This is a genomic window from Streptomyces sp. NPDC051018 (assembly GCF_044456085.1).
Taxonomy (GTDB): domain Bacteria; phylum Actinomycetota; class Actinomycetes; order Streptomycetales; family Streptomycetaceae; genus Streptomyces.
In genome coordinates, this window is the sequence record NZ_JBITFN010000001.1 from 307,507 (window position 1) to 333,926 (window position 26,420).

Below are 26,420 nucleotides of genomic sequence, written 5' to 3' on the forward strand. Positions count from 1 at the left end.
GGAACACCCGGCACCCGCCGGCGTGCGGCTCCCTGCGGGCCGGTCGGGGAGCGGGCCGGAGCGGCCGGTCAGGGAACGCTCGCCGGTACGGGCTCCCCGCCGGGATCCGAACGCCCGGAGCGGGGCAGGGCGCTGCGGGTGCGGCGGTGGAAGGTCAGCAGCGCCAGGAGCGCCGCCCCGGCGAACCACAGCCACTGGATCGCCGTGTAGAGGGGGTTCCAGGACGTGGAGAACGCGGCCGCACCGGCCGACTGGACCGCGCCGAACGCCGGCATGTACTGCACGAGATCGCTCTCCGCCCCGGAGCTGTAGAGGGGATTCTGGAGCCCGATGTCGATGCCGCTGATCATCGCGACGGCGACCATCCCCTCGACCTCCCGGCGCAGCACCGACCCGAAGGTGACGCCGAGAACGCCGTACGTCATGGCCGCGCCGAAGAAGGCGAAGGCGAGCGGGACCGGCTGACGGGGCGACCAGTACAGACAGAGGATCACCGTCGCGTAGGCGGCCACCGCGGCGGCGATGAGGGTGAGCGCGGCCAGCTTCGCCGCGGCCAGGTGGGTACGGGGGTAGCCCGCCATGGCCAGCCTGCGGTCGAAGCGGCCGCTGCTGAAGGTGGCGGCGAACATCATGAAGCCGGTGATGAGCGTGACGGCGTTGAGGGCCGCGATCATCTGGATGACCTCGTTGCCGTGGTCCGTCCTGACCTCGCCCACGGACCGGAGGGTGAAGTGCGCCGGATTGCCGGGCACGGTCACATACGCCAGCGAGAGCCACAGGGGCACGAACGCGCCCGCCAGCACCAGCGCGAGCCGGTTCCGGGCGTGCTCCAGCAGGGCGAACCGCGCGGCGGTGGCGAACAGCACGACCGTACGCATCAGTCCGTGGCTCTCACGACCGGGTGGAGTACGCCGTCCGCCAGCCGCCACAGCCGGTCCAGGCGCCCGGTGTCATAGGCCAGATGGGAGACGATGAGCACCGAACGGCCCGCGTCGCGCAGACGGGCGGCGAGGTCCCAGAACCGCAGATAGGTCTCCCAGTCGAAGCCCTGGTACGGCTCGTCGAGCAGCAGCACCCGGGGATCGTGTATCAGTGCCAGGGTGAGGTTGAGCTTCTGCCGGGTGCCGCCGCTGAGGGTACGGGGACGGTCGTCCGCGAACTCGCCGAACCGCAGGATCTCCATGATCTCCTCCGCGCGGCGCGGATCCTCCAGGCCGTAGGCATCCTGGAAGAACCGGAAGTGCTGCCGGATCGTGAACGCGTCGTTCAGCACGGTGTCCTGCGGGCAGTACCCCAGCCGGCCGCCGTGGGTGACGGTTCCGCTGCCGGGGCGCAGCTCACCGCAGAGGATCCTCAGCAGGGTGGACTTGCCCGAGCCGTTCTCGCCCACGATTCCGGCCAGGGTGCCCGGTTCGAGCGTCAGATCGATGCCGCGCAGCACCTTGCGCCGTCCGTAGGAGTGGTGCAGGGACCGCACTTCCAGGGATCGCACCTCCGTCGCGCTCCTTCCCGTCGCCGTGCTCCTTCGAGCGGCACCGCGCCATCTGCCGTGGCCACGACGCGTCGGGACCCGACGCCGAGGCGCCGCCGGGCCGCCGCGAAGGCGCCGGTCAGGCGCTGACGCTAGGTGCCGGGCGCCCGGTTCTCGGGGGACCGCGCCCTGGGCAGCAGGGTGAATCACACCTCCGCTACCCGGTCGGCTGAGGGAGACGGGCCCGCGGCACCCGCCTGCACGGGCCCGTGGCACCCGCCCGTAGGGGCCCGCCGCACCCTCTCGTACGAGCCCGCCGCACCCGCTCGTACGGCTCCGGCGCGGCGTGCTCGTACGCCTTCGAGCGGCCGGCGCCTCCGCGCTCCCCGTCCCCCCGTTCTTGTGCTCCCCGGCCCCCGCCCCCGTGCTCTCCGGCAGCCCCGCCTCCCTGCTCTCCGGCCGCCCCGCCCCCGTGCTCCGGGGCGCCCGGACGGCCGGAAGTGGTCCAACGGGAGCGGCTAGTCGACGGCCCGGCCCTTCGCGCCCAGGCGCATCGCGACGGACTGTTCCCGTACGCGGACCAGGGAGCGGTAGCGGTAGTCGCGGGGCGTGACGTCGTACGCCGCGCGGAACAGACGGCTGAAGTGCCCGGGGTCGGTGAAACCCCAGCGGGCGGCGACGGAGTGGATGGGACGCGCGACCAGATGGGGGTTGGCGAGATCGCGCCGGCAGCGGTCCAGCCGCTGGCGGCGGATCCAGGCGGCCGGGGTGGTTTCATCGGCCGCGAACAGCTGGTGCAAGTGGCGCAGGGAGACTTCGTGCGCCGCGGCGACGGCGGACGGGTTCAGCGAGGGGTCGCCGAGGTTCCGGCGGATGAAGTCGCGGATCTCCGTTCGCAGGGCGCGCCGCCGGGCCTCCGCGGGCACGGTGTCCTCGGCGTCCAGATACCGGCCGAGCACCGAGCCCAGCAGACCCGAGGTGATGTCGGCCAGGGTGGGGACGTCGGCGGGGGTGAACTCATGGGCGCGGTCGGTGAGGTCCGTCAGCCACCGGGAGAGAACACCCCCCATGCCGTGGTCCAGGGGAAGGGCGACGGTGAGGGCGCGCCGGATGGCCTGGGGGGAGAGCGGAAGCATGGACCGCGGTATCTGCGCCACGATCGACGTGAGGCTTCCAGTGCCGTCGGCGTCGGTGCAGTGGGCCGTGTACGGGCTGGAGCTGTCCACCAGCACCAGTCCGCCGGTCTCCACCCGCTTGTCGGACCTCGCGGCGGAGATGTCCGCGCGGCCCTTCACCATATAGAGGATATGGAAGACCTCCGGATCGGCCTGGCGAATCAGCCGGGGGGTCCGGGCGACGTCCAGGCTGGGATAGGTCAGGGTGGAGACCTGGAGATCGCCCAGGCTCAGTACCCGCATCCTGGCTTCGAAGTCGCTCTCCTCACTGCGGAATCGATTGGGTACATGCCACTGGCCGGCGGCCTTCTCGAACTGGTCGACGCGCCGTTCCGGGGCGTCCAGTGCATCCGTACGGAACTCGGTCACGAGCAAGAGCTGACACCCCTAAGCGGCATCGGTCGACGGAACAAGGGAGAGGGCGCTCTCTGACGGCCGGGGCGGGCTGCCCGGGGACGGCGCCTTTGCCGGGGCCTGCGCCTTCCCGGGCACATCGCCGGGAAGCCGCCTGGTGCCCCGGGCCCGGCTCTCGGTCCGGGCACGATCGTCCGCGCCCGCCCTCGGGCCCGGGTTCCGGACACCCCGTCACTTCTTCGTGACGCCCGCCCTCACACCCGCCCTCGCGGGCACGGCGCGCACCTCCTCGTGGCGCCGGCTTCCTCGTGGCGCCGGTCCGGTCGGTCTCGGAATCGGAAACTGTGTGGGCGGCGGCGTGGCGGCGGCAGGGACGGCGGGCGGGGGCGGTGAGTACCCGTACGGCGTGTCCGCGACCGTACGGGCGGGGAGGACGCACGCCCCGGACCCGAGGGGTGCGGGCCGGCTCCCCGGGCGGAGGACGGTCGGTGTGGTGACCGACGTCCGGTGCCCACCACCGATTCCAGCCTCCGCCGCATTGTTCGGGAAGCCGCGTCCGAGCTGTCCGAACAATGTCTGGCGCGGCTCGGCGAACAGGTGTCGAATGATCGACCAGCTGATCGTTTCATCGGCTCGCGCAGGTCGTGGGCCCATCAGGGGGTGGGACAGTGGCAGGTCGTCCTGAGACGCCGGTCGACCCGGAGGCGGGGCCCGTACAGCGCTTCGCCCACGGACTGCGGGAGCTGCGGGCGGCGGCGGGAGGGATCACCTACCGGGAGATGGCCCGGCGCGCGCACTACTCCGTCAGCACGCTGTCCCAGGCCGCGGCAGGCGAGCAGTTGCCCTCACTGGCCGCCGCCCTGGCGTATGTGAACGCGTGCGGGGGCGATCCCGGGGCATGGGAGGAGCGGTGGCGCGAGGCGGCCCGCGCGGTGGAGGAGGAAGCCGTCCGGGTCGTCCCCGACGAGGAGGGGTCGGACGCCCCCTACCGGGGCCTGGCCCGCTTCGAGCCCGGGGACCGGGAGCTGTTCTTCGGCCGTGACCATCTCGTCGGCGATCTGGTCCGGTTACTGTCCGCCCGGCGGTTCGTGATGCTCACCGGAGCCTCCGGCAGCGGCAAGTCGTCCCTGCTGCGCGCCGGACTCATCCCGCGCCTGCGCCGGCCGGACCCGGACGACGGCGGACCGGCCTGTGCGGCGGTCAGGGTGCTCACTCCCGGGCCCCGGCCCGCCACCACCCACGCCCAGGCCCTCAGCCCGCTGCCCGACTGCGCGGGCGCGCCGGATTCAGGGGCGGCGGCGGGGTCCGCTGAGGGCGGGGCGGGGGACACCGTGGTCATCGTCGACCAGTTCGAGGAGATCTTCACCCTGTGCCAGGACCCGGCCGAACGCGCCCGGTTCATCGAACTGCTCCTGACCGCCTGCGAGCCCGGCAGCACCCTGCGGATCGTCGCCGCCGTACGGGCCGACTTCTACGGCCACTGCACCGGCTATCCGGCCCTCGTCGAAACCCTGCGCGAGGCGCATCTGCTCATCGGCCCCATGACCTCCGCCGAACTCCGCCAGGCCATCACCGGTCCCGTACGGGCCCGGCGGCTCATCGTCGAACGGGAGCTGACCGCCCGTATCGTCGAGGAGACCGACGGTCAGCCGGGCGCGCTGCCGCTGATGTCCCACGCCCTGCTGGAGACCTGGCGCCGCCGCCGGGGCCGTACCCTCACACTGAACGCCTACGAGGCCATCGGCGGTCTGCACGGTGCCATCGCCGACACCGCCGAGCACGCCTACAGCGAACTCACCCCCGCCCAGGCCCGTCACGCCCGCCGTATCCTGCTCCGGCTGATCAGCCCCGGCCAGGGCACGCCCGACACCCGGCGCTCGGCGACCCGCGCGGAGCTGGAGGCCCAGGACCCCCGGGACATCGCGATCGTGCTGGAACACCTCGCCCGGGCCCGGCTGATCACCCTGGACGGCGACATGGTCGACGTCGCCCACGAAGCCCTGATCTCCGCCTGGCCCCGGTTACGGGGCTGGATCGGCGAGGACCGCGAGGGGCTGGGCATCCACCGCCGGCTGACCGAGGCGGCCGGAGCCTGGGGGGAGCTGGGCCGGGACGCCGGGGTGCTCTACCGGGGGACCCGGCTGGCGGTGGCCCGGGAGTGGGCGGGACGCAACGGGCGGCTCGGTGAACTCAACGCCGTCGAACGGGACTTCCTGGACGCCAGTACGGCGCTGGAGGACGCGGAGCGGGCCGCGGCGGCCCGCCGCAACCGCCAACTGCGCTGGCTGTCGGCGGGGCTGGCCATGCTGCTGCTCCTGGTCACGGGGGTGAGCGTGGTCGCGCTCCAGCAGCGGCAGCGGGCCCTGCGGGCCCAGCAGGTCGCCCTGTCGCGCCAGCTGGCCTCGCAGTCCCTCGGGCTGGCCGACGCCCGGCCCGGTACGGCGATGCTGGTGAGCCTGGAGGCGTACCGGGCCGCCCGGACCCCGGAGGCGCGCGGCGCGCTGCTGAGCATGTCCGCGCGCCGGGCGTACCGTACGGAGCTGCCCGGGCACCGGGACGCGGTGTCGGAGGTGGCGTTCGGGCCGGGCGGGGTACTCGCGAGCGTCAGCCGGGACCAGGAGCTGATGCTGTGGGGCGCCGGCGGACGGACCCCGCTGGCCCGGATGACCGGGCACTCCACCTGGCTGCGCGCGGTGGCCGTCAGCCCGGACGGACGGCTCTTCGCCACGGGCGGCGACGACGGGGCGCTGGTGCTGTGGAATGCCGCCACCCGTACCAGGGGCGCGACGCTCAGGGGCCATGACGGGCAGATCAGAACGCTGGGCTTCAGCCCGGACGGCTCTCTCGTGGCGTCGGCCGGCAACGACCGGAAGGTGAGGATCTGGGCCACCCCGGCCGTCACGGGCCGCCGCCTGGCCCCCGGGGGCCCGCGACTCGTCCTGACCGGGCACACCGGCATGGTGTGGTCGCTGGCGTTCAGCCCGGACGGGAAGCTGCTGGCCACGTCCGGGGTGGACCGTACCGTACGGCTGTGGAGCGTCGCGACGGGCCGTCAGCTCGCCGTGTTCACGGGGCACTCGGACTCCGTCGACGCGGTCGCCTTCAGCCCGGACGGGCGCATGATCGCCAGCGGCAGCGAGGACCGTACCGTACGGCTGTGGGACGTGCGGCGGCGTACGGGGACCGCCACCCTCACCGGACACAGCGACGAGGTACGGACGATCGCCTTCAGCCCGGACGGACACACACTGGCCTCCAGCGGCCACGACCAGACCGTGGTGCTCTGGGACCCGGTGCACCGCACCCGCCGGGCCACCCTCACCGGGCACGACACCGCCGTGTACAGCATCGCCTTCCACCGGAGCGCCCCGCTGCTCGCCGTCGCCGGGGAGAGCGGGCGGATCACCCTGTGGGACACCGCGCAGGTGCCGCTGAACGGTCATACGGGCCGGGTGAACGATGTCGCCTTCAGCCCGGACGGGACCACCCTCGCCAGCGCCGGCCGCGACAAGTCGGGCGGGCTGTGGGACGTCTCCCGGCGCCGTCTGCGGGCGATGCTGTCGGGGAGTACCGGGGCGGTGCGCGCGGTGGCGTTCAGCCCGGACGGCCGCACCCTGGCCGCGGCGACCGGGGTGGCGCAGGAGACCCCGGTCAAGGGCGGCCGGCTGCCCCGGCCCGTCGACCACCCGCTGCTGCTGTGGTCCGCCGGCCGGCCCGGGCGGCCGGTGAGGCTCGTCGGCCACGAACGGCATCTCACCGATGTCGCCTTCAGCCCCGACGGGCGCACCCTGGCGACCAGCAGCGTCGACAAGCAGGTCATCCTGTGGGACCCGGTGCGCCACACCCGCACGGGCGGGTTCACCACCGGCACCAGCCAGAAGGGCACCGGTGTGTACGCGATCGCCTTCAGCCCCGACAGCAGACTGATCGCCGCCGCCAACCACGACGGCACCGCGACCGTGTGGGACGCCCGCCGGAGGGTGCTGCTCGCCACGCTGACCGGTCACACCGGGGAGGTGATGTCCGTGGCCTTCTCGCCCGACGGGCGCACCCTGGCCACCGCCGGGCTGGACCAGACCGTACGGCTGTGGGACGTGGACGGCTGGGGCCAACTGGCCGCGCTGCGCACCGGACCGGCCTACGCGGTGGCTTTCAGCCCGGACGGCCGTACCCTGGCCGCCGCGACGGCGGACTCGTCGGTGGCGCTGTGGGACGCCGTCCGGCGTACGCCCCTGGCCACCCTTACCGGGCATGTGGGGCAGGTGCGTTCGGTGGCGTTCAGCCCCGACGGCAGGACGCTCGCGTCCGCGGGGGACGACCAGACCGTACGGCTGTGGAACACCGATCCGGAGCTGACGAGGCGGCAATTGTGCGGGGCGCTGGGGCGTGATCTGAGCGCGGACGAGTGGCGCCGGTTCCTGCCGGACGCCTCGTACCACCGCACCTGCACCACCGGCTGACGTCCGCCGCGCCCGGTGAGCGGGGGCCGTGAGCCGGGGACGGGCTGCCCGCGGGACGGGCCTTCCGGGCGCGGGGCGCGCCTTTCGGGTGCTTTCGGGTGTGGGGCGGGTTCTCCGGGTGGGGGACGGACCTTTCGGGTGCTTTCGGGTGTGGGGCGGGTTCTCCGGGCGGGGGACGGGCCCGTGCCTGGGGCGGGCGCCCGGCCTCCTCGCCGCCGGATCTGGCCCTGCCGGACCTCGCCCCACCGGGCCGAGGCTCCCGCCGGGGCCCGGGGCCCGGGCCCCGCGGGCGCGTGGGGGAGGGGGCGGCCCGTGGTGGGGTCCGTCCGGGTCGTGGGGGTCCGTCCCGGGCCCGTACGGTCGGGGAACGGGCCCGGGACGGACGGACCGGGCGGCGCCGGAGGAGCGGCCCCCGGGGCTCCGGCACCGGTCGGGGGAGAACCGGTCGGGGGAGAATCACGCGGGCCGGGCGGGCCGGTTTCAGCGGGTCGTGTGCGCACCTCCGTTGACATGGAGCACCTGCCCGGTGATGTGCCGGGCGGCGGGGGAGGCGAGGAAGGCGACCGCACCCGCGATATCCGAGGGCGAGCCCGCCCGCCCCGTCGCGGTGGCGGCCACGAGCTGCTCCCGGCGCTCGCCCGGGAGACGGTCCCGGAAGAACTCGGTGTCGGCGATATAGCCGGGCGCGACGACATTGGCGGTGATGTCGCGGGATCCCAGCAGGCGGGCCAGATCGAGGTTCCAGGTGGCGAGTCCCGCCTTGGAGGCGCCGTAGGAACCGGCTCCCTGGTCGGCGGCGATCGATCCGATGTGCACGACCGAGCCCCCGGCGGCGAGCCTGTCGTCCAGCGCCCTGGTGGTCAGCGCCGCGCTGACCAGGTTGGCGTCCAGATTGGCGTGGAAGTCCCGGGCGTAGGAGGCGAGGTCCGTGGCGCCGTCGGCGTCGAAGTCGGTGTTTCCGCCCGCGTTGTTCACGAGCACGTCGATCCGCTCCGGCAGCGCGGACAGCAGCGCGGTGAGCGCCGCGGGGTCGGTGTGGTCGCAGACCAGGGCGCGGGCCCCGGTCTCCGCCGCCACCTCGTCGAGCGGGCCTGTCCGGCGGCCGGTCACGATCACGGCCTCGCCGTACCCGGCGAAGTGCCTGGCGACGGCCCGGCCGATGCCCGTACCGCCCCCGGTGATCAGGATGGTGCGTGCAGTACTGAGTGCCATATGCTGAGCTCCGACTTCCATTGAGGTCTAAATTTAGATCTAAACGTACCACCTGGAGGAGGTGTGGTGACAGAAGATCCCCTGATGGCGCCCGGCGGTGGCGCCGAGGGCGGCCCGGCGGCGGACTCGCCCGCCCGGGACATCGCCGCCGCGTGGGGGCGCGAGCGCCCCGGTACCCCGGTCGGCTCGATCGGGATCGTCACGCCGATCTGGCAGCTGGCCAAGCTCTTCGGCGACGACCGGCGCAGGGTCCTGGCGCGGGCGGGGGTGGACTCCGCCACCCTCGATCTCCTCAGTGTGCTGCGCCGCAGCGGCGAGCCGTACACCCTGAGCACCCGTGAGCTGGGGCGCCGGTCCCTGGTGACGGCGGGCGCGGTCTCACAGCGCGTCGCCCGCGCCGAACGCGAGGGTCTGGTCACCCGCCGTCCCGGCGAGGGGCGCCCGCGGACGGTTCAGGTCACGCTGACGCGGGCGGGGCACGATCTCGTCGAGGCGACGGTGGACCGGGTGCTCCACCGGGAGGCCGGCATGATCGAAGGTCTTACGCCCGAGCAGCAGGCCACTCTCACGGAGCTGCTCCGTCTCCTGCTGGAGGACGTTCAGCGGCGCCTCGGGGACGACCGCGTCACCCATGTCGGGCATGAGTGAGGTGCGGGGGTGAGGCGTTTGGGGCCTCGGGGGTGTGCGAGTGTGGTGTGACGTATGAGTGTGGTGTGACGTACGGGCATGTGTGCGTACGTCCGGCGTCGGCGCGGGGCGCGTGAGGTCCGGCGCCCGCAGGCCGGTCGGTCGGCCTTCTGCCGGCGGAGGCCGTGCCGCGGGCCTGGGGCGCACGTAAGCGACGCCGGTACGGGGCCGGGCCCGGCCCGCCCGGGACGTCGGTGCGGAGTGGGGCGCATACGACGCCGGTACGGGTCCGGGCCCGGCCGTCCGGGCCGTCGGCGCGGAGTGGGCGTAAGGGGCGCCGGTACGGTTCCGGAGGGTCCCGGTGTGCGGTCGCCCGTCGGTGCGCGGCGGATCGGCACCCCGGCCCGGTGCGTATGGCGCCGCCCCGGCCCCCGCGCCGCCGAGCCGGTGCTCCGGCCCGGATTCGCGGGCCGCTCTCCGGGCCCTGGGGCGCCCGGCGGTCCGGCGGATCGTCCGGCGGCTAAACCGTCCAAGGCGGCACCGTCCTGCCCGTGCCGTCGGGCGCAGCGGCGTGTGCCCCTGGCGGCGCGCTGACGATCGCGGCGAAACCCGCGTCCGGGTCGGCGTGTACTCGGCGGAGCACCGTGGCGGGCATGACGATCGTGTCGCCGGGCCGTACGGTGAGCCGCTCGCCGGCGAGTTCGACGGTCGCCCCGCCGTCCAGGACCGTCCACACCTGCTCGGCGTCGATGGTGTGGAGCGGGCCCTCGGCACCCGGGCGCATGTCGACGCGCCACAGGGCCTGTCCGGCGCCGCCCAGGGTCGGCGAGGCCAGCGTGGTCACGACGGCATTGGGGGTTTCGGTCCGGCGGCTCTGGGCATGGCGGATGACAGGCATCGGGAGATCCCCTAAACTCGACAATATGGTTGTCGAAATGGTGAACGTGGTTGTCAATCGTGTCAAGTGAATCCCGTGCTTTCGAACTGCCGCTCCGGCTGCTCCTCGCCTTCCGCGTTCTCATCGACGAGCTCCACGGGGAACTCGCCCGTCAGGGGCACCCCGACGTCCGGCCGATGCACGGCTATGTCTTCCAGGCGATCGGCCCGGACGGCACCACCGCGGCCGATCTCGGCCGCAGGCTCGGGGTCTCCAAGCAGGCGGCGGGCAAGACGATCGACACCCTGGAACGCCTCGGGTACGTGGAACGCGGTACCGATCCACATGACGCCAGGCGCAAGATCGTACGTCTCACCGGCCGTGGTGTGGAGTGTCTTGCGCTGTCCGCTCGTATCTTCGACCGCCTCCGGGCCGACTGGGCCGGGACCCTCGGCGAGGACCGCCTCCGTCAGATGGAGGACGATCTGCGCAGGGTGACTCCAGCGGAACCGTTCCTGCTGGATATGCCGGGCTGGTTCGGCACCTAGTGCTGGGACCGGAGGGTTCACCGGCCCGCGACGCCCTGCACGGCTCCCCCTGGGCCTGGCGGCCCGGAGGTACCCCCAGCCGCGTTGCCGGACCGCGCGAGTACGGCGAGTACGGGCTGCGGACCTCCGCCTTGCGCTGCACCGCACCGGACGCCGCGGGCCCACGGCAAACCTTTCCGGCCACAGCACTGGACCGCCTCCTGACACCCCGACACTTCCGTGCCGCACACCCCGGCACTTCCGTGCCGTACGCACCGCACGGCACGGCCCCGGCCTTCGGCCGGACGGCGTACCCGCGATGAACCGACTCCGCGTGGTCACCGCGCGTACCGGGGCCGAAACCGGTCGGCGCGAGGTGGTCTTCCGCGAGAGGAAAGCTTCAGTCACCATGGAGCCATGGTGTATACGGCGGGAACCACCGGGAGCCTGCGGTCGGACCTCATCGATCTGTCAGGTGTGCCCCTGAACCAACTCGGAGAGGTGAGTGGGCTTTCGGACGCACTCGCCGCACTTCAGGGCCAACTGGCCCACGCCTCGGCCCCCTTGTGCGAGAGCGGCCTCACCCCGACGTGCGACGCCGCCCCGTGGGGCGCGCCCCAGGCCCGTCCGTGACAGTTGATCGACGCTGAGCCCTATCGGGTCCCCCTCCCTACGCTGACACGCGTCGCGGCGGGTGAGGCGGACGACGAGGACATGGCGCTGCTGGAGTCGGCACAGCGCAGCCGGCTCCTTCTGGCGCTGCGGGCCGTCCTCGAACTGTCCGGCCAGGGCGACCCCTCCGGCCACACCATCTCGTCCGGCCACCCGGGGCACAGCGGCCACACTGTGTCCTCCGGTCCCTCCGGTCACCCGGCTCACTCAAGCCCTACGGCGCACACCAGCGGCCACACGCTCGGCCACTCGGGCCACTCGGGCCACTCGGGCCACTCGGGCCACTCCGGCTCCGGCCTCCCGGACGACGGCTCCTGGCACCACGGCGCACCGCCCACCCGGCCCGCCGTGGCCTGGGCGCTGCTCGCCTCCGTACAGCGTGACGACCCCGATGCCGTGGAGGCCGTACTGGGTGATCCCGCCGTCGGGGCATGGGCTTTCCAGCAGGTGCGGCAGCTCGCCCGGATGGCTCCCACGGCCCCCTCGGACCCACCGCCCTGGGCGGCGGCGACCCTTATGGGCACCCTGGCCGCGGCCGCGGCCGTCAGGGCGGGCGTGCGCTGCTCCTTACGGGTCCCGGCGCGCGGTGGCAGGCTCTGGTTGCCCAGCCTCGGTCTGACGGGCTCCGTGGGCCGGGGCGAGTGGGCGGTGGTGGGGGTCGAGTGCGGGCAGGGCGGAACCGTGGTCTTCGGGGACGGCGGCTCCGTGCGGATGCCCGAGGATCTGTCGTCACCCGCCGAGGGCTGGTCGCCGCTGCCCGTCGTCGGACCCGACGGATCCGGGGCCGTACTCGACCATCTGTCCCCGTACCGCGACTTCCGTTCCCTGCGCGATCCCGATGAGCTGCCGGGCGGGGAGGCGGCCCGCTGGGGGGCGCTCCTGACGGAGGCCGGTGAACTGCTGCGCCACTGGGACCCCCTGGCCCACCGGACGGTGGCCGGGACGGTACGCGCCCTGGTCCCGGTCGAGGGAACCGGTGGTCCGCGCGTCATCAGCGCGTCCGTCCCGGACGCCTACGGCTCGATCACCCTCTCCCTGCCGCCGGACGCCCCCGCCCTGGCCGCCACCCTGATCCATGAGGCGCACCATCAGCTGCTCACGGCCGTCGGCGATCTGACCCCGCTGTTCGTGCCCGCGCGCGACGGTCCCGAGCCCACCTACTTCGCCCCCTGGCGCGACGACCCGCGCCCGGTGCGCGGTCTGCTCTTCGGGGCGCACGCCTTCGCCGGGGTGGCCGCCTTCTGGCACCGGCGCCGGGCCGTCGACGGGGAGCGGGCGGACTTCGAGTTCGCGCTGCTGCGCTGGCAGTTGCGCACCGCCCTGGCGGCCCTGCGCGGGGCGACGGGACTGACCGGGGCCGGGGGACATGTGGTGGAGACCCTGACCCGGTCCGTACGGCAGTGGTGGGCCGAACCCGTCCACGGGCCCCCGGCGGAACTGGCCGCGCTCTGCTCCCGGGACACACGGGCCACCTGGCGGGCCGCCCATCTGCTGGTGGACGAGCACGGCGCGGAGACCCTCGCGCAGCGCCTGCTGAACGGGCTGCCTCCGCCCCCGCTGCTGCCCCCGGTCCGTGTGGCCGCGCCCCGGCCGACTCCCCGGGGCGGAGCCAGGACCTGGCTCGCCCGGCTGTGGTTCAGCGACCGGGAGGCGTTCGACCGGGTACGGGCGGAGCTGGACGCCGGGGCCGTCAGCCCCCGGGGGATCGCCGGTGCCACCGCCGCCGACGCCGCACTGATCGCCGGGGACACCAAGGAGGCCCTGCGGCTGTACCGCACGGCCGCCCGGGAGCCGCTGCCCGCCGCCTGGATCGGTGTCGGCCTGGCGGGCGAACCCCGGGGCGGTCTGCTGGTGGAGCGCCCGGAACTGGTCCTGGCGCTCCACCGCGCACTGTCCCGGCTCGGAACCGAACCGCCGGGCCCGCAGGAACTCGCCGACTGGCTCGGCTCGGCGGCAGCGCCCCAGCGAATACCCGGGGCCGGCGAGCACCGGACCCCGCAAGCGGGAGCGCTCCCGGGCCCGCGATCCGCCCCGGACGGGCTGGGGATGCCCGGTGCGGGCCGGAAGCCGGACACGCGCCGGACCCCGGACCCGGACCGGATCCCGGACCCGGATCGGAGGCCGGCACCGGACCGTACGCCGGGCCCGGGCCGCACCCTGGACCCCGGTCGTACGCCGCGTCCGGACCGGGCCTCCGGCGCGGGGGCCCCCGGCGCGGACCGGCCGCACGGCCGCCGGGAGGACATCCGGCCGGAGCCGCCGGATCCCCGCCCGGTCTCAGATGCTCAGCAGGTCGATGTCGCAGTTGGCCCGCTTGAAGTTCTCCGCGTCCAGGGTGGCCTGGTGCTCGGGCCCGTGGACCCTGCGGAGTGAGGCCAGCGCCTCGGAGTGTGTCTCCTGCGCCTTCGCCGTCTCGCCCAGGCTCTTGAGGTCGTAGGAGAGATTGAGCTTGATGGCCAGGGTCGCCGGATGGGACTCGCCGCGTTCGGCCGTGCTGATCTCCAGCAGCCGGGAGTCCATGTCGAAGGCCTCCTGGAACTGCCCCACCGCGTAGTAGTCGCTGGCCAGATTCGTCCTGGCCAGCAGCGTACGGGGATGGTTGGAGCTGAGGACCCCGCTCAGGCCCGCCACGGCCGCCTGGTCCAGCTCGTGCGCCTCGCTGATGCTGCCCAGCAGCCGGAGGGTCACGGCCAGATTGGTGGCGGTGGCGTGGACGTGCGGATGGTCCGGGCCGAGCAGTTCGCGGCACTGTTCCATGGTCCGGCGGCCCAGCTGGGCCGCCGCCGTGAGATCGCCGGTCTGGCGCAGATCCGTGGCGTGGTTGAGCGCGGCCCTCGCCGTCTCCAGGGAGTCCTCGCCCGATGTGCCCCGCAGCAGCTCCAGCGCCTTCGACGAGAGCTTCAGGGCACCGTGGTGATCTCCCAGCTTGCGCCGGGTCACCGACAGCTCGCGGGTGATGCGGACGGACATGTCGTGCTCTTCGCCGAGCCTCTCCAGACTCAGCCCCCTCAGCATCGTCAGATGATCCGCGGCCGCGTGGTAACGCCCCAGCTCCTGGAGGTCGATGGCGACCTGGTAGAGGCTGCTCAGGGTCTGGAGGTGGTCCTCGCCCAGTACCTCGACCCGGCGTTCGTACGTCTCCTCGTCGAGCCGCAGCGCCTTCTCGAAGTCCGCCGCGAGGCGCAGGCTGACCGCGTAGTTGTGCGCAGCCTGGAGGGTCCCCGGGTCGTCGGGACCGAAGGCCTGGAGGGTCGTCTCGTACGCGCGCTGGTCCAGCTCCCGGGCGCGGTAGAAGTCCCCCCGCAGCCGCAGCAGGATCGCCATCACGCTCAGGGCGCGCTGGGTGACCTCATTGCGTTCGCCGAGTACCCGGCGGCACCGCTCCACCAGCTCCGACTGGAGCTCGTACGCCTCGTCGTAGCGGTTCTGCCAGCGCAGCGCGAGCGCGCGGACCTGGTCCATCGCGATGACCTGCTCGTGGTCGTCGCCGAGCGTCCGGCGCCACAGCCCGACCGCCTCCTCGGCGACGTTCAGCGCCTCCGCGAAATCGCTGCGGGCGTGCAGGAAGTGGGCCTCGTTCAGAATGAGCTGACGGGCCCACGGGTCCTCGCACTCGACCATACGGGTGGCCCGCACATGCGGGAGCAGGGCCGAGTAGCGGGGCCAGTCCTCCAGGCGCTGCGGGTTCCTCGGGTCGGCGTTGGCGAGGATCTCGTGCGCGTAGTGCCGCATGGCGGCCCGCTCCTGGGTGTTCATCTGTTCGATGAGCACCCGCTGCACCAGACGGTGGACCTGGATCGTGGAATTGCGGTGGTCGATCCTGGCGAGCGCGTAGCGGCCGATCTCCCGAACGGCCTGCGACAGCTTGATGGGATCGTCCAGAGCGGCCCGCAATTCCGCGGGCGCGCCCACTCCCCGTACGGCCTCGAAGAAATTGCGTGAGATCGGTTCGGGCGCGAAGAACGCACAGATCTGAAGCAATTGGAGGGCCGCCGGATGGTCTTCACGCAGCCGGTCGAGCGACACATTCCAGGCCGCCGCGACCGGGAGATCGTAGTCCGCGGGGGGAGCGACCTCCAGCAATTCCGAGCACTTGGTCTCGAAAAGATCCAGATACTGATGCGCGGGCATCCCCGTTTCCGCCAGCCAGACCGCGGCCTGCTCCACCGCGAGTGGCAGATCGCCGAGTGCGTCGGCCAGTCTGTTGGCGGCCTCGTCGGGAATCTGCGGACTGCGTCGCTTGATCAGAGCGACGCTCTCCGTACGTGTGAACACATCGACCTCTAGTGAACTGGCCAGCGTGGACCATTGTGAGTTGCGGGAAGTGACCATCACGCGTCCTGGACCGTCGTGAGGGAAGAACTGCCGGACCTCGTGCGGGTTCTCCGCATTGTCGAAGACCAAGAGCCAGTTCGAGTAGGGATTGCCCACGCGAAGCGCTTCCAGGACGGCGGGTACGGCGCTCCGGTCGGCGCCTGCCCGCAATCCCATCTGTTCCCCGAGTTCGATGAGGGATTGCACGATCAGATTGGTCTGTTCGGACGGAATCCACCAGATCAGCTCGTAATCCTTGCCGTGCCGGTACACGTATTCGATTGCGATCTGGGATTTTCCGACTCCGCCCATGCCGTGCAGTGCCTCGGGCAGGACGGCAGTGGTTATACCGGTGGCCAGGCGCTGACGCAACTTCGTCAAAAGCTCTTCACGGCCGGTGAAGTTCCTGTTCCGCAACGGGAGATTCGCACCGATCCGCCGAGGGGTGGGTGACGACCCCCTCTGCTGGGTCACGGAAACGGACTGCGACGCGGTGGACACGGAACCTCCTGGGGGAGACACGGGATCGATGCGCAGGTGTGTCACCTCGGCATCAACCGTAGTTGATCGGTGACCCTGTGTCATACGTCCTGGTGGGTCGGGTGGGAGTGGTGTACTGCGCTCGGGGTGGAGGAGTTGCTGCAAACGGTTCGCGCGCGCCTGGTACGGCCCCGAGAGCGCCCCCAGTGCCGTCCGCAGCGGCCGGAGGAAGGGGCGGGTGCGGTCGTTGAGCGGCGGGTCGGCCGCGTCGGCCTGCCAGGCAACCAAAGCATCGCCGCCCGCCACCGAGGCCGCCAGCCGGGGACCCAGATGCGCGGCCACCTGGCGCAGCACACCCATCGTCTCCGCGCGCGTGCCGAGTCCGAGCAACTCCTCCCGGATGCCCTCGGCGAAGTCGAACGACACCCGCTGGGCGTCCTCCACGTCATCGCCGGGGTGGGTCCGCCGCAGCAGACCGAACAGCATGATCTCGGCGAGGTTCCAGGACTCCGCGCCGGGCAGCGTGCGCTGGACCAGACGCATGACGGGCAGATTCAGCGGAGCCGCCGCCAGCCTGCGGGCCAGCGCGAACGCCGTCGGGGACGCCTCGGCCATAAAACGCCGTACCGTCTCCCGGGCGCGTCCCGGCAGCGGCCCCGGCAGTTCCTCCGGCACCGGGGAGCGCGCCCCGAGATCGCCGCCCGCGCCGGTGAGCAGGGCCGCCACCAGGTGCCGGCCCCCGGCGGAGGCCACCAGACGGGCCCAGCGGTCGAGCGAACCCGGGCTCAGTTCCACGACCGGGACCGCCACCGCGCCCTCCGGGGCGGCCGGGGGCGCGCCCCCGAGACCCGTGGCGGCGGAGGAGACGTGCTCGATCCCGATCAGCCGGTTGGGCGCGGCGGTCCGGGGGACGACGAGCCCGGCCCGTACGGCGGTGGGGAGGGTGAACTCCCACAGCTCCTGCGGCAGCACGCTCAGGACGGCCACCGGGGACGCGTGGGCCAGGGTGTGCAGCCGGGCGGCCGCGGTGCCGTCGCGCCAGGCCGGCGCTACTCCGTCGGTCACCACCAGCACCAGCGTGTCGGGGCCGCCGGAATCCGCCGGACGCCGGGAACCGCCCCGGACCGAGAGGTCCAGCGGGGCGGCCCGCAGCGCGCGGAACGCCGCCGTCTGCTCCAGCAGCTCCCGCAGCTGACGGACCGTGTCCTGCCAGATCGACAGCGACGGATGGTCGTCCACGAGCAGGGTCAGCCCGAGCCGCCGGTCCTCCGCGCTGCGGCAGACCGGCAGCCACAGCCCGTCGGCGGCGGCACGCTCCGCGGTGGCGTCCTCGTCCAGTTCGAGCAGATCGGGCCGGGTGCGGTACAGCCGCAGCGGGCGCAGCGACCTGGCCAGCGCCAGCTTGTGGGGCAGGGCCGGGGCGGCGGGCCAGACGCCGGTCACCTCGCCCTGCTGCCGCGGGAACACCGGCCAGGTCCAGCCCGCCGCCGCGGCGAGCCGATCGGCGATCGGGCCGGACGGCGGGGCGACTGCCGCCGGCCCGTCAGGGTCCACCGACCCGGCGAACGGGTACGGGCCGCCGTCCTTGTCGTACTCCGGCGGCGGCGGGATGGAAGGGGGCAGCGGGAATGGTGGGATCCGCGGGATCGGTGGGACATGCCCGTTGCGGGAGGAATCCCGGCTTCCGGCGGTTCGGTTGGTCCCGGCGGTCCCGGCGGCCCGGGGTATGCCCTCACCCTCACCGTCACGGCCCCGGTCACCGCCGTTGCCGTCACCTCCGTCACCGCCGGGGGCGGAGCCGTCAGGGGGCCCGGAGCCGTCCGCGGTGTCCGGGCCGTCCCACGGGCGGGGGCTCCCGGGGCCGCCGAAGTGGCCGGGGGAGCCGGGGAAGCCAGGGGTGTCGGGGCTGTCGGGGTCCCGGTGCGGGTCGGCCGTGGTGATCCGTCCGGCCCGGGCGCCGGGGGAGCCCGCGCCGGACCGCCCCGGCAGCCAGTCGCGGTACGGGTAGGGCGCGGCCGCGTCCTGGCAGGCCGCCAGATACAGCGCGTCCAACAGCTCCCACTGGGACACCTGCGGCGACGGGCCTTGTGCCCGCCCGGTCATCCTGTCCTCGTTCCGGGCCCGCTCCCGTTCAGGTGGTGCCACAACTTCTCGGCCAGCTCGGCCACCTCGGGGCCGCGCTGCCCGGACGTCAGATAGAGGGCGTTGAGCAACTGGTCGATGGAGAGCCCGCCCCGCTCCCGGCTGCGGTCCAGGAAGCGCGCGATGAGTTCGTCACGCCACTGGTCGGTGGTGTCCTGCCCGAGGTGCGCCGCCACGACCGCGGCGAGTTCGTCGGCGCCGGGCTCCGGTATGTCCAGCCGCAGACAGCGGCGCAGAAACGCCGGAGGGAACTCGCGCTCGCCGTTGGATGTCATCACGATGAGCGGGAAGGCGTGGCACGTGACCGATCCCCCCGTGATCTCCGCCTCGCCGCCGGGATCGTCGGTCAGCACCGTGGCGGTCGGGTGCCTGCGCCGGGCGCGCCGCAGCTCCGGTATCTGGAAGGAGCCCTCCTCGAACACGCCGAGGAGATCGTTCGCCAGATCGAGATCGCTCTTGTCCAGCTCGTCGATCAGAAGCACCCGCGGCTCCCCGTACGGCAGCAGCGCCGTCCCGAGCGGCCCGAGCTGGATATACGCGCCGATGTCCGGCTCGGCCTGCTCTCCGGCGCTCTCGCCCGCCGCCGCCCGGCCGGCCGCCGCGTCCTGGACCCGGCCGATCGCGTCGTACTCGTACAGTCCGCGCTGGAGTGTCGACCGGCTGGTGATGTGCCAGCGCAGCACCCGGCCGAGACGTAACTCCCGTGCCACGCGGTACGCGAGACTGGATTTGCCGGTGCCCGGACGGCCGCTGACCAGGAGCGGACGGCGCAGCAGCAGCGCCGCGTTCACCATGTCCGCCTCGGTCCGGGCGACGCCGGCGGGCCCGGTGCCCGGGGGAGCGGCGCCCAGACGGCGCTCGATCTCCGCGTCGTCGGCCGGCGGGGCGTCGAGCAGCGGACCGCCGTCGAACCGGCGCCAGGGCGGAGGCTCCGGCAGCAGCTCGCCCAGCGTGGTGTCGCGCAGCGGCTCACCGGTACCCCGGTAGATCCACCAGCGGTTGGCGGCGGAGCCCGGCCCGCCGTCCATGACGGGGATGTCGTCGGGAAGCGTCAAGGGCCCTCCTCCCCATCAGTGGGTACAGCCGACGGGGTGCCCGCAGGCGCTGCCGGCATCCGGTTCGGGTCGTCCCACAGCAGAGCGACATAACGGCCGATCATCATGTCGCCTTCAGGATCGCGTCCGTTGCACGCAATGCGCAACGCCTTGACAACGGCCGGTAATTCCCGTGGGTCGTGACGGTCCAGCAGGGAGCGCAGCGCATCCCGGAACAACGGGTCGCCTTCTTCCCTCCTGTCCCACAGGGCCACCGGAACACCGTTGCGCAGTGCCTCGCTCAGCTCGTCCGGTTCGGAGTGTGCCGCCGACCCCTCGCGCGGTCCGCCGGGCGGTCCGCTCAGCACGACGACCGCGGGCTGCGGCCCGGGGTGCACCCGGGTCCCGCCGTCCTCGGGAAACCAATGGACCCGACCGGCGCGGCCGTCCGCGAACGAGTCCCAACGTTCTCCCCAACGTCCGTGCATGTCACGGCGGTTGAGTCTGTCGAGACTGCGTACGACGACCTGATGGTCCTCCCCGAGCACGGCGCCCACCCCTTGGAACGAAGCTTTGCGCCATCGTTCCACACCGAGGTTGAGGAGATCTTGAGGAAGGAAAAACTCCAACGCGAGATCCGATTTGAGGAAGTACGCCCAGTCGCTCTCCGCCTGCCGCACCAGGGCCCGCACCTCCCTCTCGGCATCGCTCAGATCGATCCGGCGGTCCTCGCCCCGGAGTTGCTCCCCCGGCTGGACCCGCCACCAGTGGGAGAGGAGCATATCCCTGCCCTCCGAGGCGTCGAGGAGACGATGGAGCCGGATGATGAGGTAGTCCGAGGGACTCCAGACATCGGTCCGCTCCGGGGCCGGGGACTTCTCGGCGGGCGACCCGCACGGCTCGGACCGCCGGGACTCCCCGGACGGGCCGGACTCCCCGGACGGCCCCTGGTCGGCGCGGTACGGCTCATGGTCCCGCGCCCACTCGATGATCCGAATCTGCTGTTCGCCCTCGGCTCCCAGCGCCAGCAGCCGCTGGAGCACCTGGAAGCAGGGCAGCGGTTCCCCGGGCCGCGCGTTCAGGGTCGCCGCGTGCAGGAACACCGCCCAGGGTTCCACGCAGTGGAACGGCGCTGCGAGCAGACCCAGCCCGTGGAGGAAGAGGGAGTAGCGCCGGTGGAGATCGGGGATCCGCACCCCGTCCAGCAGCCCGATGATCTCGTCCCACTCCTCGTCGTCGAAGAGATCGACCTCCCAGGCGGCGGTGGCGGACTTCAGTCTGCGGATCGCGGCCGAGTTGCCCTCCCGCATCTCCAGCGCCTCGACCAGCTGCGCCAGCCCCACGGGCCGTACGCACAGCTCCTCCATCAGCTCCACGATCACCCCGCGCCGGGACGCGCCCGCCGTGTCCAGTGCCGCGCGCGCCTGGCTCCCCAGCCGTTCCACCACCTGTCGCAGCGTTCTCGCGTCCTGGAGGCAGTCGACGTCCGCCACGGCGTCGATCAGGAACCTCGGCAGTACCCGGTGGGCGATCGTCATGCACCGTCCTCCGATCCGGGGCCCCCGGCGCAGCAGATGCCGTCGAGGAGCTCCACCGCCCGGTGCGCCGAGGACGAGCCGCCGCCGAGGGTGAGCACGGCGGAGCGCAGCGCCGGGCAACCGTCCTGCTGGTCGGTGCAGCTCTGGACGACGGCCTGGAGCTGCTGGCGCGGCCAGGCGTGGTCACGGACGTTGCGGCGGACGGCGGGCGGGAGCGCGTCGCGCAGGGCGCGCCCGGAGTCGTAGCCGATCTGCGGGACGTCCAGCAGCGCGTCGGCGAGTTCGTACTGCCGCTCCAGCGGCGGGGGAGTGCAGGGGCGCCGGGCGGGCGCCCGGACGGCTCCGGCGAGCGGCTGCCACAGCCGTACGGCCGCCTCGACCGGGAGCATCCAGGCGACCTTGGCCGTCCGGTCGGTGTACGCGCTCGTCACCAGCCCGATGACCCGCCGCCGGGCCGGGTCCCACACGGCCGCGCCGCTGAAGCCGCGCTCCACCGCGGCACCGGTGCTGTGGAGACCGTCGAGCTGCACCCAGTCGGGGCAGGGGCCGCCGCCTCCGGTGAGCCGCGCGGTGGCGATCAGTCCGGCGGGGGCGCCGCGCGGGTAGCCGATGACCGCGACCGGCCGCCCGTCCGGAGTGCCGCAGGGAGCAAGGGGCAACGGGCCGCAGCCGCGCGGGAATCCGGGGTGCCCGGCATCCAGCGCCAGGACGGCGAAATCGGCGCTGCCGTGGAACTCCGCACCGGGAACGGTCCCGTTCAGCGGCGGTGCGGGGGACCAGGCACCCGGCACCGGACGGGCGGGCGCCGACCAGCTGCGGCCGGGAAGGTCGACGAGGACGGCGGGGGAGGGCGCGGGGCTCGGTGTGGCCGCGGGGGGTTGCGAGGGGGCCGTGAGGTCCATGTGGTTCGGGGGGCCTGTGGGGACTGCCGCTGCTGTCGGCCCGTCAGGGACAGTCGTCTCCAGGTGCGTTACGGCCCCCGGCTGAGCCGCGGTCACCACATGCGCGCATGTGAGGACGCGGACTGTTGTCCCCCCGGAGGCCACCAGGACGCCGGCCCCCCACAATGTGCCGTCCGGGGACAGCACCCGCACCTGGCCTCGTTCCGGCCCCACGAAGATCGTCTCCCCCGAGAGTCACCGTGCCCACACTCGCTGTGTCCAGTGTACGAGTGGAAAGCGGATTTCACGGGCCCGTCTGCCCCGGCGCACCTCCCGGGGCGCGCCGCCAGACCATGGAAACCTTGAGATGGCCCTCCGCTTCCGTATGGGCGATCACCGCGCCCGCCTTCGCGTTGAAGCGGACACCGAACTCCACGGTCACCTCCTCCGGCGGCTCCGGCATCGCCACAAGCCGGTCGAGGGTGGTCCGGGCGAGGGCCCGGACCCGGTCGAGCCCGGCCTCCAGCGAGCCGGTGGCATCGGCGATCGCGTCACCGACCCGGGAGACGGACACCACCCCGGGCTCGTCATCGGCGATCTCGACCACGGCCTCGCCGCCGTCCTCGGTACGAAAGCGAACCAGCTCAACCATCGGGCTCCCCCTGGGCCTTGGGCGTCATGACGTACGCAAGCCCCCGACGGTACTGGGCCCGGGATACGGACGCCATCAGCTCCGGACCGAGAGCCGTGCGCCTGCTCGCCCTGCTCCGACGCGAGAGCGGTGCTCGGTGTACCGCCTGGGGACCTCGCCGGTGATCGTCCGGATCGCGCGGACCCGGGATGCCCTGCCCGAGACGGTCCGGGACTCCGTACGCCGAGGTGCTCTTGCTCAGGTCTTACGGCCGGGACGACCGCGCTTCCTCGGCCGGACGCCGGCATCGGGGCGGGGCGACCAGTCCCAAGGTCGTCCTCCGACACCCTTGCTCATTGGAACGAACGCTCCATCCAACCCACACCCCCCCGCCGGGCAGGGGAGAACCCGGTGTCTCACCTCTTGGTCCCGAAGCAACCCGGGCGGGGTGTCGCCTTCGGCCAGTACGCCTCTCACCAGCGGTGATGGTCCGCAGATGTCCGGGCTTGTCCGTCGTAGTCCGTCAGCGCCGTCACCCGCTCGGACACTAACCGGACAGTGCTGACGGGTGCGTCGCCAGTGGGGTGATCGAGAAAGTCAGACAGGGGAACAGGGGCAGGTTCCAGAGCACCTGGTGGAGATGCTCGTTGTCCGACACCTCGAACACGCCGAGGTTGGCGTACTGGCCCGCGCAGCGCCAGATGTGGACCCAGACGCCCGCCCTCTGGAGTTCCCGGCAGTACTCCTTCTCGCGGGCGACCAGGTCCGCGCGCACCCCGGGGTCGAGGTCGTGCGGGATCGCCACGTCCATGGTCACTGCGAACAGCATCGTCGTACCTCCACGGTGTGCTTGCTCGCGTGCCGGGCCCCGTGTCAGGGGCCCGGGCAGGGGTGGGCTCAGGCCCGGTCGAGGACGAAGTCGTAGGTGACCTCGTTGCCGTCGCCGGAGGGCGCCGGGGCCGGGGCGAGGATCAGTTCGGGCTTGACGGCCGAGGCGATGTCGTCCTGGACATGGCTGCCGCCACGGAAGTACAGCTGGGTGGTGATCAGCTGGTGGCCGGGGGCCGAGACCTTCAGATGGAGGTGGGCCGGGCGCCAGGCGTGCCAGCCCGCGGCGGCGATCAGCCGGCCGCAGGAGCCGTCGGTCGGGATCTGGTAGGGCGCGGGCTCGACCGTGTGGATACGGAAGCCGCCCTCCTCGTCGGCGACGACGGTGCAGCGCAGATTCCACTCGGGCAGACCGGGGGCGTACTGCGAGTAGAAGCCGTCGGCGTCGGCGTGCCACATCTCGACCTTGGCGCCGGAGAGCGGGGTGCCGTCCACCGAGGTGACCCGGCCCTGGAAGAGCAGCGGGGTGCCGCCCTCGTCCTCCCGCATCGGGAGGGTGGCCTCGGCGGGGAAGGAGGGCGCGTCCGGAACGTAGTACGGGCCCTCGATGGTGCCCTTGCTGCCCTGGCGGTCCTCGCTGTTGACCTCCTCGACGACGTTCTCGATCCACACATCGAGGAAGAGCGGCCACTCGCCGTCCAGACCGACCTGGATCATCCACGCCTTGAGGGCGTCGTACTCGGCGTAGGTGACCTTGTGCTTGCGGATGACCTCGTGCACGGCCGAGATGACCTCGGTGGCCAGGGTGTTGACCCGCTCGGTGTCGGCCGCGGTCCCGGCGAGCCGCTTCGTACGGAAGCGGTCGGTCGCGGCGGCTCCCGAGGCGGCGGCGGTCGCCTGCACCGCGGAATCGGTCTGCTCGGCGGGCTGCTCGGCGCGGACAGTGGTGTCGGTCATGTCGTCTTCCGTTCTCTTCCGTTCGGTGAGGTCTGCATGAGGTGTGTACGAGGTCTGCATGAGGTCTGTTCGGGGTCGGCTGTTCTGCGCGGTCTGTTCCGCGCGCTCCGTACGTGGACGCGGGGCGCCGGGCGCCGGAGGGAGGGGCCCTCACCCGTCCTGGCGGTAGCGCGCCAGCTTCTCCGGGTCGATCTCGATGCCGAGCCCCGCGCCCTCCCGGATACGCAGGGCGCCGTCCTCGATGACGAGCGGCTCCGCGAGCAGGTCGTCGCTCATGTCGAGGAAGTTGGACAGTTCGCCGGCCCGGCGTGTGGTGGAGCGGTGCGCCGCGCCGAAGGCGACGGTGCACAGGCTGCCGATCTGGCCGTCGATCTGATTGCCCATCACCACCTCGACGCCCAGACCCTCGCACTGGTGCAGCACCCGCTGTGAAGCGGTGAATCCGGTACGGGCCGTCTTGACGCTGATGGCGGTGGCGGAGCCGCCGAGCAGTTCACGGGTGACCTCGGCGGGCCGGGTGGCGCTCTCGTCCGCGATGAAGGGGACGGGGCTCCGGCTCACCAGCCAGCGCCGCCCGAGGGCATCGTCGGCGGGGCAGAGTTCCTCGGCGAACGTCAGACCCAGATCGGCCATCTCCGCGAGGGCCCGCGCCGAGTCGGACGCCGTCCAGCCCCGGTTGCCGTCGATGTACAGCTCGACCGCCGGACCGAGGGCCCTGCGCAGCGCCCGGCACGCCTCGACGTCCTCGGTGTAGGGCTGCCGGCCGACCTTCACCTTGAACGTGGTGATGCCGTAGGTGTCCCTGATCCGCTCGGCCTCGGCGACCGTACGGTCCGCGGGCGCGAAGCCCACCATATGGCTGACCCGCATCCGGTCGCCGTATCCGCCGAGCAGCCCCGAGACGGGCATTCCGGCGGCCTGGCCGACGATGTCCCACAGCGCCATGTCGACGGCGGCCTTGGCGGTCGGATTGCCGACGGCCCGGTCGAGCCGTTCGTGCACGGCCTCCCGCTCCAGCGGGGACAGACCGATGAGCTGCGGGGTGAAGAGCCGGTCGATCGCGGCGACGATCGACTCCTGCGTCTCGCCGTAGGTGAAGGGCCGGGCCGGGGCCTCCGCCGTACCCGTCAGCCCGTCGTCCGTGTGGACGCGCACCAGGACGTGCTCGGCGCCGTGTGCACCTCGCCGCTGGCGAATCTGAGCGGCTTTCTGTAGGGAATGGAGAAAGGGATCGCTTCGATCCGGGCGATCTTCATGCCGCTCCTTCGAGTCCTTCGGGTCCTTTTTCCGGTCCTTCGGGCCCTTCGGGTCCGTGGAGGAAAACGTCGTGCTTTTCGAGGATTTCCAGCAGATTCCTCAGGAGCGGCGATGTGTCGTCCGCGCGCCAGGCCAGGTCCAGCCGTACGGGCAGCGCGTCCTCGACGGTCCTGCACAGGACGCCCTCGCGGGGCGCCGAGCGGATCGAGTCCGGCAGTACGGCGACCCCGAGCCCGGCGGCGACCAGGGCCAGCGCGGCGGAGGTCTCGGTGACCTCGTAGGCGCAGTGCGGATAGAACCCGGCGGCCAGACAGCTCCGTACGACCGTGTCGTTGACCACGGAGCTGAGGGCCGCGCCGTACATGATGAAGTCCTCGTGCCGCAGCTGCTCCACGCGGACCGTGTCCGCCCCGGCGAGCGGGTGCGCCGCGGGCACGGCCACGACCAGCGGCTCGTCGGCGACCGCCCGGTGGGCGATGCCCTCCTGCCGTACCGGCGGGCGCAGCAGCCCGACGTCCAGGCTGCGTTCGGCCAGTCCCCGTTCCTGTGCGGGGGTGAGCATCTCGGTGTGCACCTCCAGCATCACGCCCGGCATCTCCTCCTTCACCAGCCGGGCCAGTACGGGCAGTTGGCGGTACGAGGCGGATCCCGTCAGCCCGATCCGCAGCACCCCCTCCACGCCCGAGGCGAACCGCGACACCCGGGCCACCGCCTCGTCGACGGAGGTGAGGATGCGCAGCACATCGGTGTGGAAAACCTCTCCGGCACCCGTCAGGGCGACCTGCCGGGTGGTGCGGCTGAACAGCTCCACACCGAGTTCCGCCTCCAGCCGGCGGATCGCCTGGGAAAGCGGGGGCTGGGCCATATGGAGCCGTTCTGCGGCTCTGCCGAAATGCCGGGTCTCGGCGACGGCGGCGAAATACCGGAGGGTTCTGAGTTCCATCGGAAAACTCCTCGGGGGGCTTTTCGGGAGAACTCCCTCG

At 72.7% G+C, this 26,420-nt stretch carries 18 protein-coding genes; 4 read left to right on the forward strand and 14 right to left on the reverse strand.

Annotation, left to right across the window (positions count from 1 at the left end):
* Window positions 1-68 precede the first annotated feature (68 nt).
* The 3 genes from ACIBCM_RS01230 to ACIBCM_RS01240 all read right to left on the reverse strand — a co-directional run bounded on the left by ACIBCM_RS01230 (window position 69) and on the right by ACIBCM_RS01240 (window position 3,015).
* Window positions 69-878 carry an ABC transporter permease gene (locus ACIBCM_RS01230; RefSeq protein ID WP_399238818.1) on the reverse strand — a complete coding sequence of 270 codons (810 nt, stop codon included), beginning with the start codon at window positions 876-878 and terminating at the stop codon, window positions 69-71.
* On the reverse strand, window positions 878-1,483 hold the full coding sequence (locus tag ACIBCM_RS01235) for an ABC transporter ATP-binding protein (protein WP_399239791.1): 606 nt from the start codon (window positions 1,481-1,483) through the stop codon (window positions 878-880). Before ACIBCM_RS01235 ends, ACIBCM_RS01230 begins: the two co-directional genes overlap by 1 nt.
* 506 nt (window positions 1,484-1,989) lie before the next feature.
* Window positions 1,990-3,015 (reverse strand): helix-turn-helix domain-containing protein, encoded by a 1,026-nt coding sequence (locus ACIBCM_RS01240; protein ID WP_399239793.1) that lies wholly within the window; start codon window positions 3,013-3,015, stop codon window positions 1,990-1,992.
* A 653-nt stretch (window positions 3,016-3,668) separates the two neighbouring features.
* On the opposite strand from ACIBCM_RS01240, the gene ACIBCM_RS01245 reads away from it, so the two are divergent.
* Window positions 3,669-7,460 carry a helix-turn-helix domain-containing protein gene (locus ACIBCM_RS01245; protein ID WP_399238820.1) on the forward strand — a complete coding sequence of 1,264 codons (3,792 nt, stop codon included), beginning with the start codon at window positions 3,669-3,671 and terminating at the stop codon, window positions 7,458-7,460.
* Between the two features lie 480 nt (window positions 7,461-7,940).
* On the opposite strand, the gene ACIBCM_RS01250 is transcribed toward ACIBCM_RS01245, so the two are convergent.
* Window positions 7,941-8,672 carry an SDR family NAD(P)-dependent oxidoreductase gene (locus tag ACIBCM_RS01250; RefSeq protein ID WP_399238822.1) on the reverse strand — a complete coding sequence of 244 codons (732 nt, stop codon included), beginning with the start codon at window positions 8,670-8,672 and terminating at the stop codon, window positions 7,941-7,943.
* An 84-nt stretch (window positions 8,673-8,756) separates the two neighbouring features.
* Here ACIBCM_RS01250 and ACIBCM_RS01255 point away from each other — a divergent pair, with 84 nt between their 5' ends.
* Entirely contained in the window at window positions 8,757-9,320 is a 564-nt protein-coding gene (locus ACIBCM_RS01255; RefSeq protein ID WP_399239795.1) for a MarR family winged helix-turn-helix transcriptional regulator, read from the forward strand.
* A 499-nt stretch (window positions 9,321-9,819) separates the two neighbouring features.
* Here the strand turns inward: ACIBCM_RS01255 and ACIBCM_RS01260 are convergent, their stop codons facing one another.
* Window positions 9,820-10,197: a cupin domain-containing protein gene (locus tag ACIBCM_RS01260; RefSeq protein ID WP_399238824.1), complete on the reverse strand. Its 378-nt coding sequence runs from the start codon at window positions 10,195-10,197 to the stop codon at window positions 9,820-9,822.
* 59 nt (window positions 10,198-10,256) lie between these two features.
* On the opposite strand from ACIBCM_RS01260, the gene ACIBCM_RS01265 reads away from it, so the two are divergent.
* Together ACIBCM_RS01265 and ACIBCM_RS01270 are read left to right on the forward strand one after the other, a co-directional pair.
* A complete protein-coding gene (locus ACIBCM_RS01265; protein WP_399238826.1) occupies window positions 10,257-10,724 on the forward strand; it encodes a MarR family winged helix-turn-helix transcriptional regulator in 468 nt (155 codons plus the stop codon).
* A gap of 615 nt (window positions 10,725-11,339) precedes the next feature.
* Window positions 11,340-13,748 (forward strand): aKG-HExxH-type peptide beta-hydroxylase, encoded by a 2,409-nt coding sequence (locus ACIBCM_RS01270; protein WP_399238828.1) that lies wholly within the window; start codon window positions 11,340-11,342, stop codon window positions 13,746-13,748.
* Here ACIBCM_RS01270 and fxsT read toward each other — a convergent pair.
* The 9 genes from fxsT to ACIBCM_RS01315 all read right to left on the reverse strand — a co-directional run bounded on the left by fxsT (window position 13,653) and on the right by ACIBCM_RS01315 (window position 26,380).
* The gene (gene fxsT, locus ACIBCM_RS01275; protein WP_399238830.1) at window positions 13,653-18,272 is read right to left on the reverse strand and encodes an FxSxx-COOH system tetratricopeptide repeat protein; all 4,620 of its coding nucleotides are present in this window, start codon (window positions 18,270-18,272) and stop codon (window positions 13,653-13,655) included. The genes ACIBCM_RS01270 and fxsT overlap by 96 nt on opposite strands.
* Window positions 18,269-19,339 (reverse strand): AAA family ATPase, encoded by a 1,071-nt coding sequence (locus ACIBCM_RS01280; protein ID WP_399239797.1) that lies wholly within the window; start codon window positions 19,337-19,339, stop codon window positions 18,269-18,271. The genes fxsT and ACIBCM_RS01280 overlap by 4 nt, the downstream gene beginning before the upstream one ends.
* Before the next feature lie 23 nt (window positions 19,340-19,362).
* Window positions 19,363-20,883, reverse strand: a complete 1,521-nt coding sequence (locus ACIBCM_RS01285; protein ID WP_399238832.1) for a hypothetical protein — start codon at window positions 20,881-20,883, stop codon at window positions 19,363-19,365.
* Window positions 20,880-21,998, reverse strand: a complete 1,119-nt coding sequence (locus tag ACIBCM_RS01290) for a trypsin-like peptidase domain-containing protein (protein WP_399238834.1) — start codon at window positions 21,996-21,998, stop codon at window positions 20,880-20,882. Before ACIBCM_RS01290 ends, ACIBCM_RS01285 begins: the two co-directional genes overlap by 4 nt.
* Before the next feature lie 70 nt (window positions 21,999-22,068).
* Window positions 22,069-22,416: a CU044_2847 family protein gene (locus ACIBCM_RS01295; protein WP_399238836.1), complete on the reverse strand. Its 348-nt coding sequence runs from the start codon at window positions 22,414-22,416 to the stop codon at window positions 22,069-22,071.
* A gap of 526 nt (window positions 22,417-22,942) precedes the next feature.
* Complete coding sequence (locus ACIBCM_RS01300; RefSeq protein ID WP_399238838.1) at window positions 22,943-23,224, reverse strand: muconolactone Delta-isomerase family protein; 282 nt, start codon at window positions 23,222-23,224, stop codon at window positions 22,943-22,945.
* A 68-nt stretch (window positions 23,225-23,292) separates the two neighbouring features.
* A complete protein-coding gene (catA, locus tag ACIBCM_RS01305) occupies window positions 23,293-24,180 on the reverse strand; it encodes a catechol 1,2-dioxygenase (RefSeq protein ID WP_399238840.1) in 888 nt (295 codons plus the stop codon).
* Between the two features lie 150 nt (window positions 24,181-24,330).
* Window positions 24,331-25,335 carry a mandelate racemase/muconate lactonizing enzyme family protein gene (locus ACIBCM_RS01310; protein ID WP_399238842.1) on the reverse strand — a complete coding sequence of 335 codons (1,005 nt, stop codon included), beginning with the start codon at window positions 25,333-25,335 and terminating at the stop codon, window positions 24,331-24,333.
* Window positions 25,336-25,432: 97 nt separating this feature from the next.
* The gene (locus ACIBCM_RS01315; protein WP_399238844.1) at window positions 25,433-26,380 is read right to left on the reverse strand and encodes a LysR substrate-binding domain-containing protein; all 948 of its coding nucleotides are present in this window, start codon (window positions 26,378-26,380) and stop codon (window positions 25,433-25,435) included.
* Between the last annotated feature and the right edge of the window lie 40 nt (window positions 26,381-26,420).

Coding starts and splice junctions, on each gene's coding strand:
- ACIBCM_RS01315 (WP_399238844.1), bottom strand. CDS start 26,380: ATGGAACTCAGAACCCTCCGGTATTTCGCCGCCGTCGCCGAGACCCGG.
- ACIBCM_RS01250 (WP_399238822.1), bottom strand. CDS start 8,672: ATGGCACTCAGTACTGCACGCACCATCCTGATCACCGGGGGCGGTACG.
- ACIBCM_RS01260 (WP_399238824.1), bottom strand. CDS start 10,197: ATGCCTGTCATCCGCCATGCCCAGAGCCGCCGGACCGAAACCCCCAAT.
- fxsT (WP_399238830.1), bottom strand. CDS start 18,272: ATGACCGGGCGGGCACAAGGCCCGTCGCCGCAGGTGTCCCAGTGGGAG.
- ACIBCM_RS01230 (WP_399238818.1), bottom strand. CDS start 878: ATGCGTACGGTCGTGCTGTTCGCCACCGCCGCGCGGTTCGCCCTGCTG.
- ACIBCM_RS01280 (WP_399239797.1), bottom strand. CDS start 19,339: ATGGACGGCGGGCCGGGCTCCGCCGCCAACCGCTGGTGGATCTACCGG.
- catA (WP_399238840.1), bottom strand. CDS start 24,180: ATGACCGACACCACTGTCCGCGCCGAGCAGCCCGCCGAGCAGACCGAT.
- ACIBCM_RS01255 (WP_399239795.1), top strand. CDS start 8,757: ATGGCGCCCGGCGGTGGCGCCGAGGGCGGCCCGGCGGCGGACTCGCCC.
- ACIBCM_RS01300 (WP_399238838.1), bottom strand. CDS start 23,224: ATGCTGTTCGCAGTGACCATGGACGTGGCGATCCCGCACGACCTCGAC.
- ACIBCM_RS01295 (WP_399238836.1), bottom strand. CDS start 22,416: ATGGTTGAGCTGGTTCGCTTTCGTACCGAGGACGGCGGCGAGGCCGTG.
- ACIBCM_RS01285 (WP_399238832.1), bottom strand. CDS start 20,883: ATGACGATCGCCCACCGGGTACTGCCGAGGTTCCTGATCGACGCCGTG.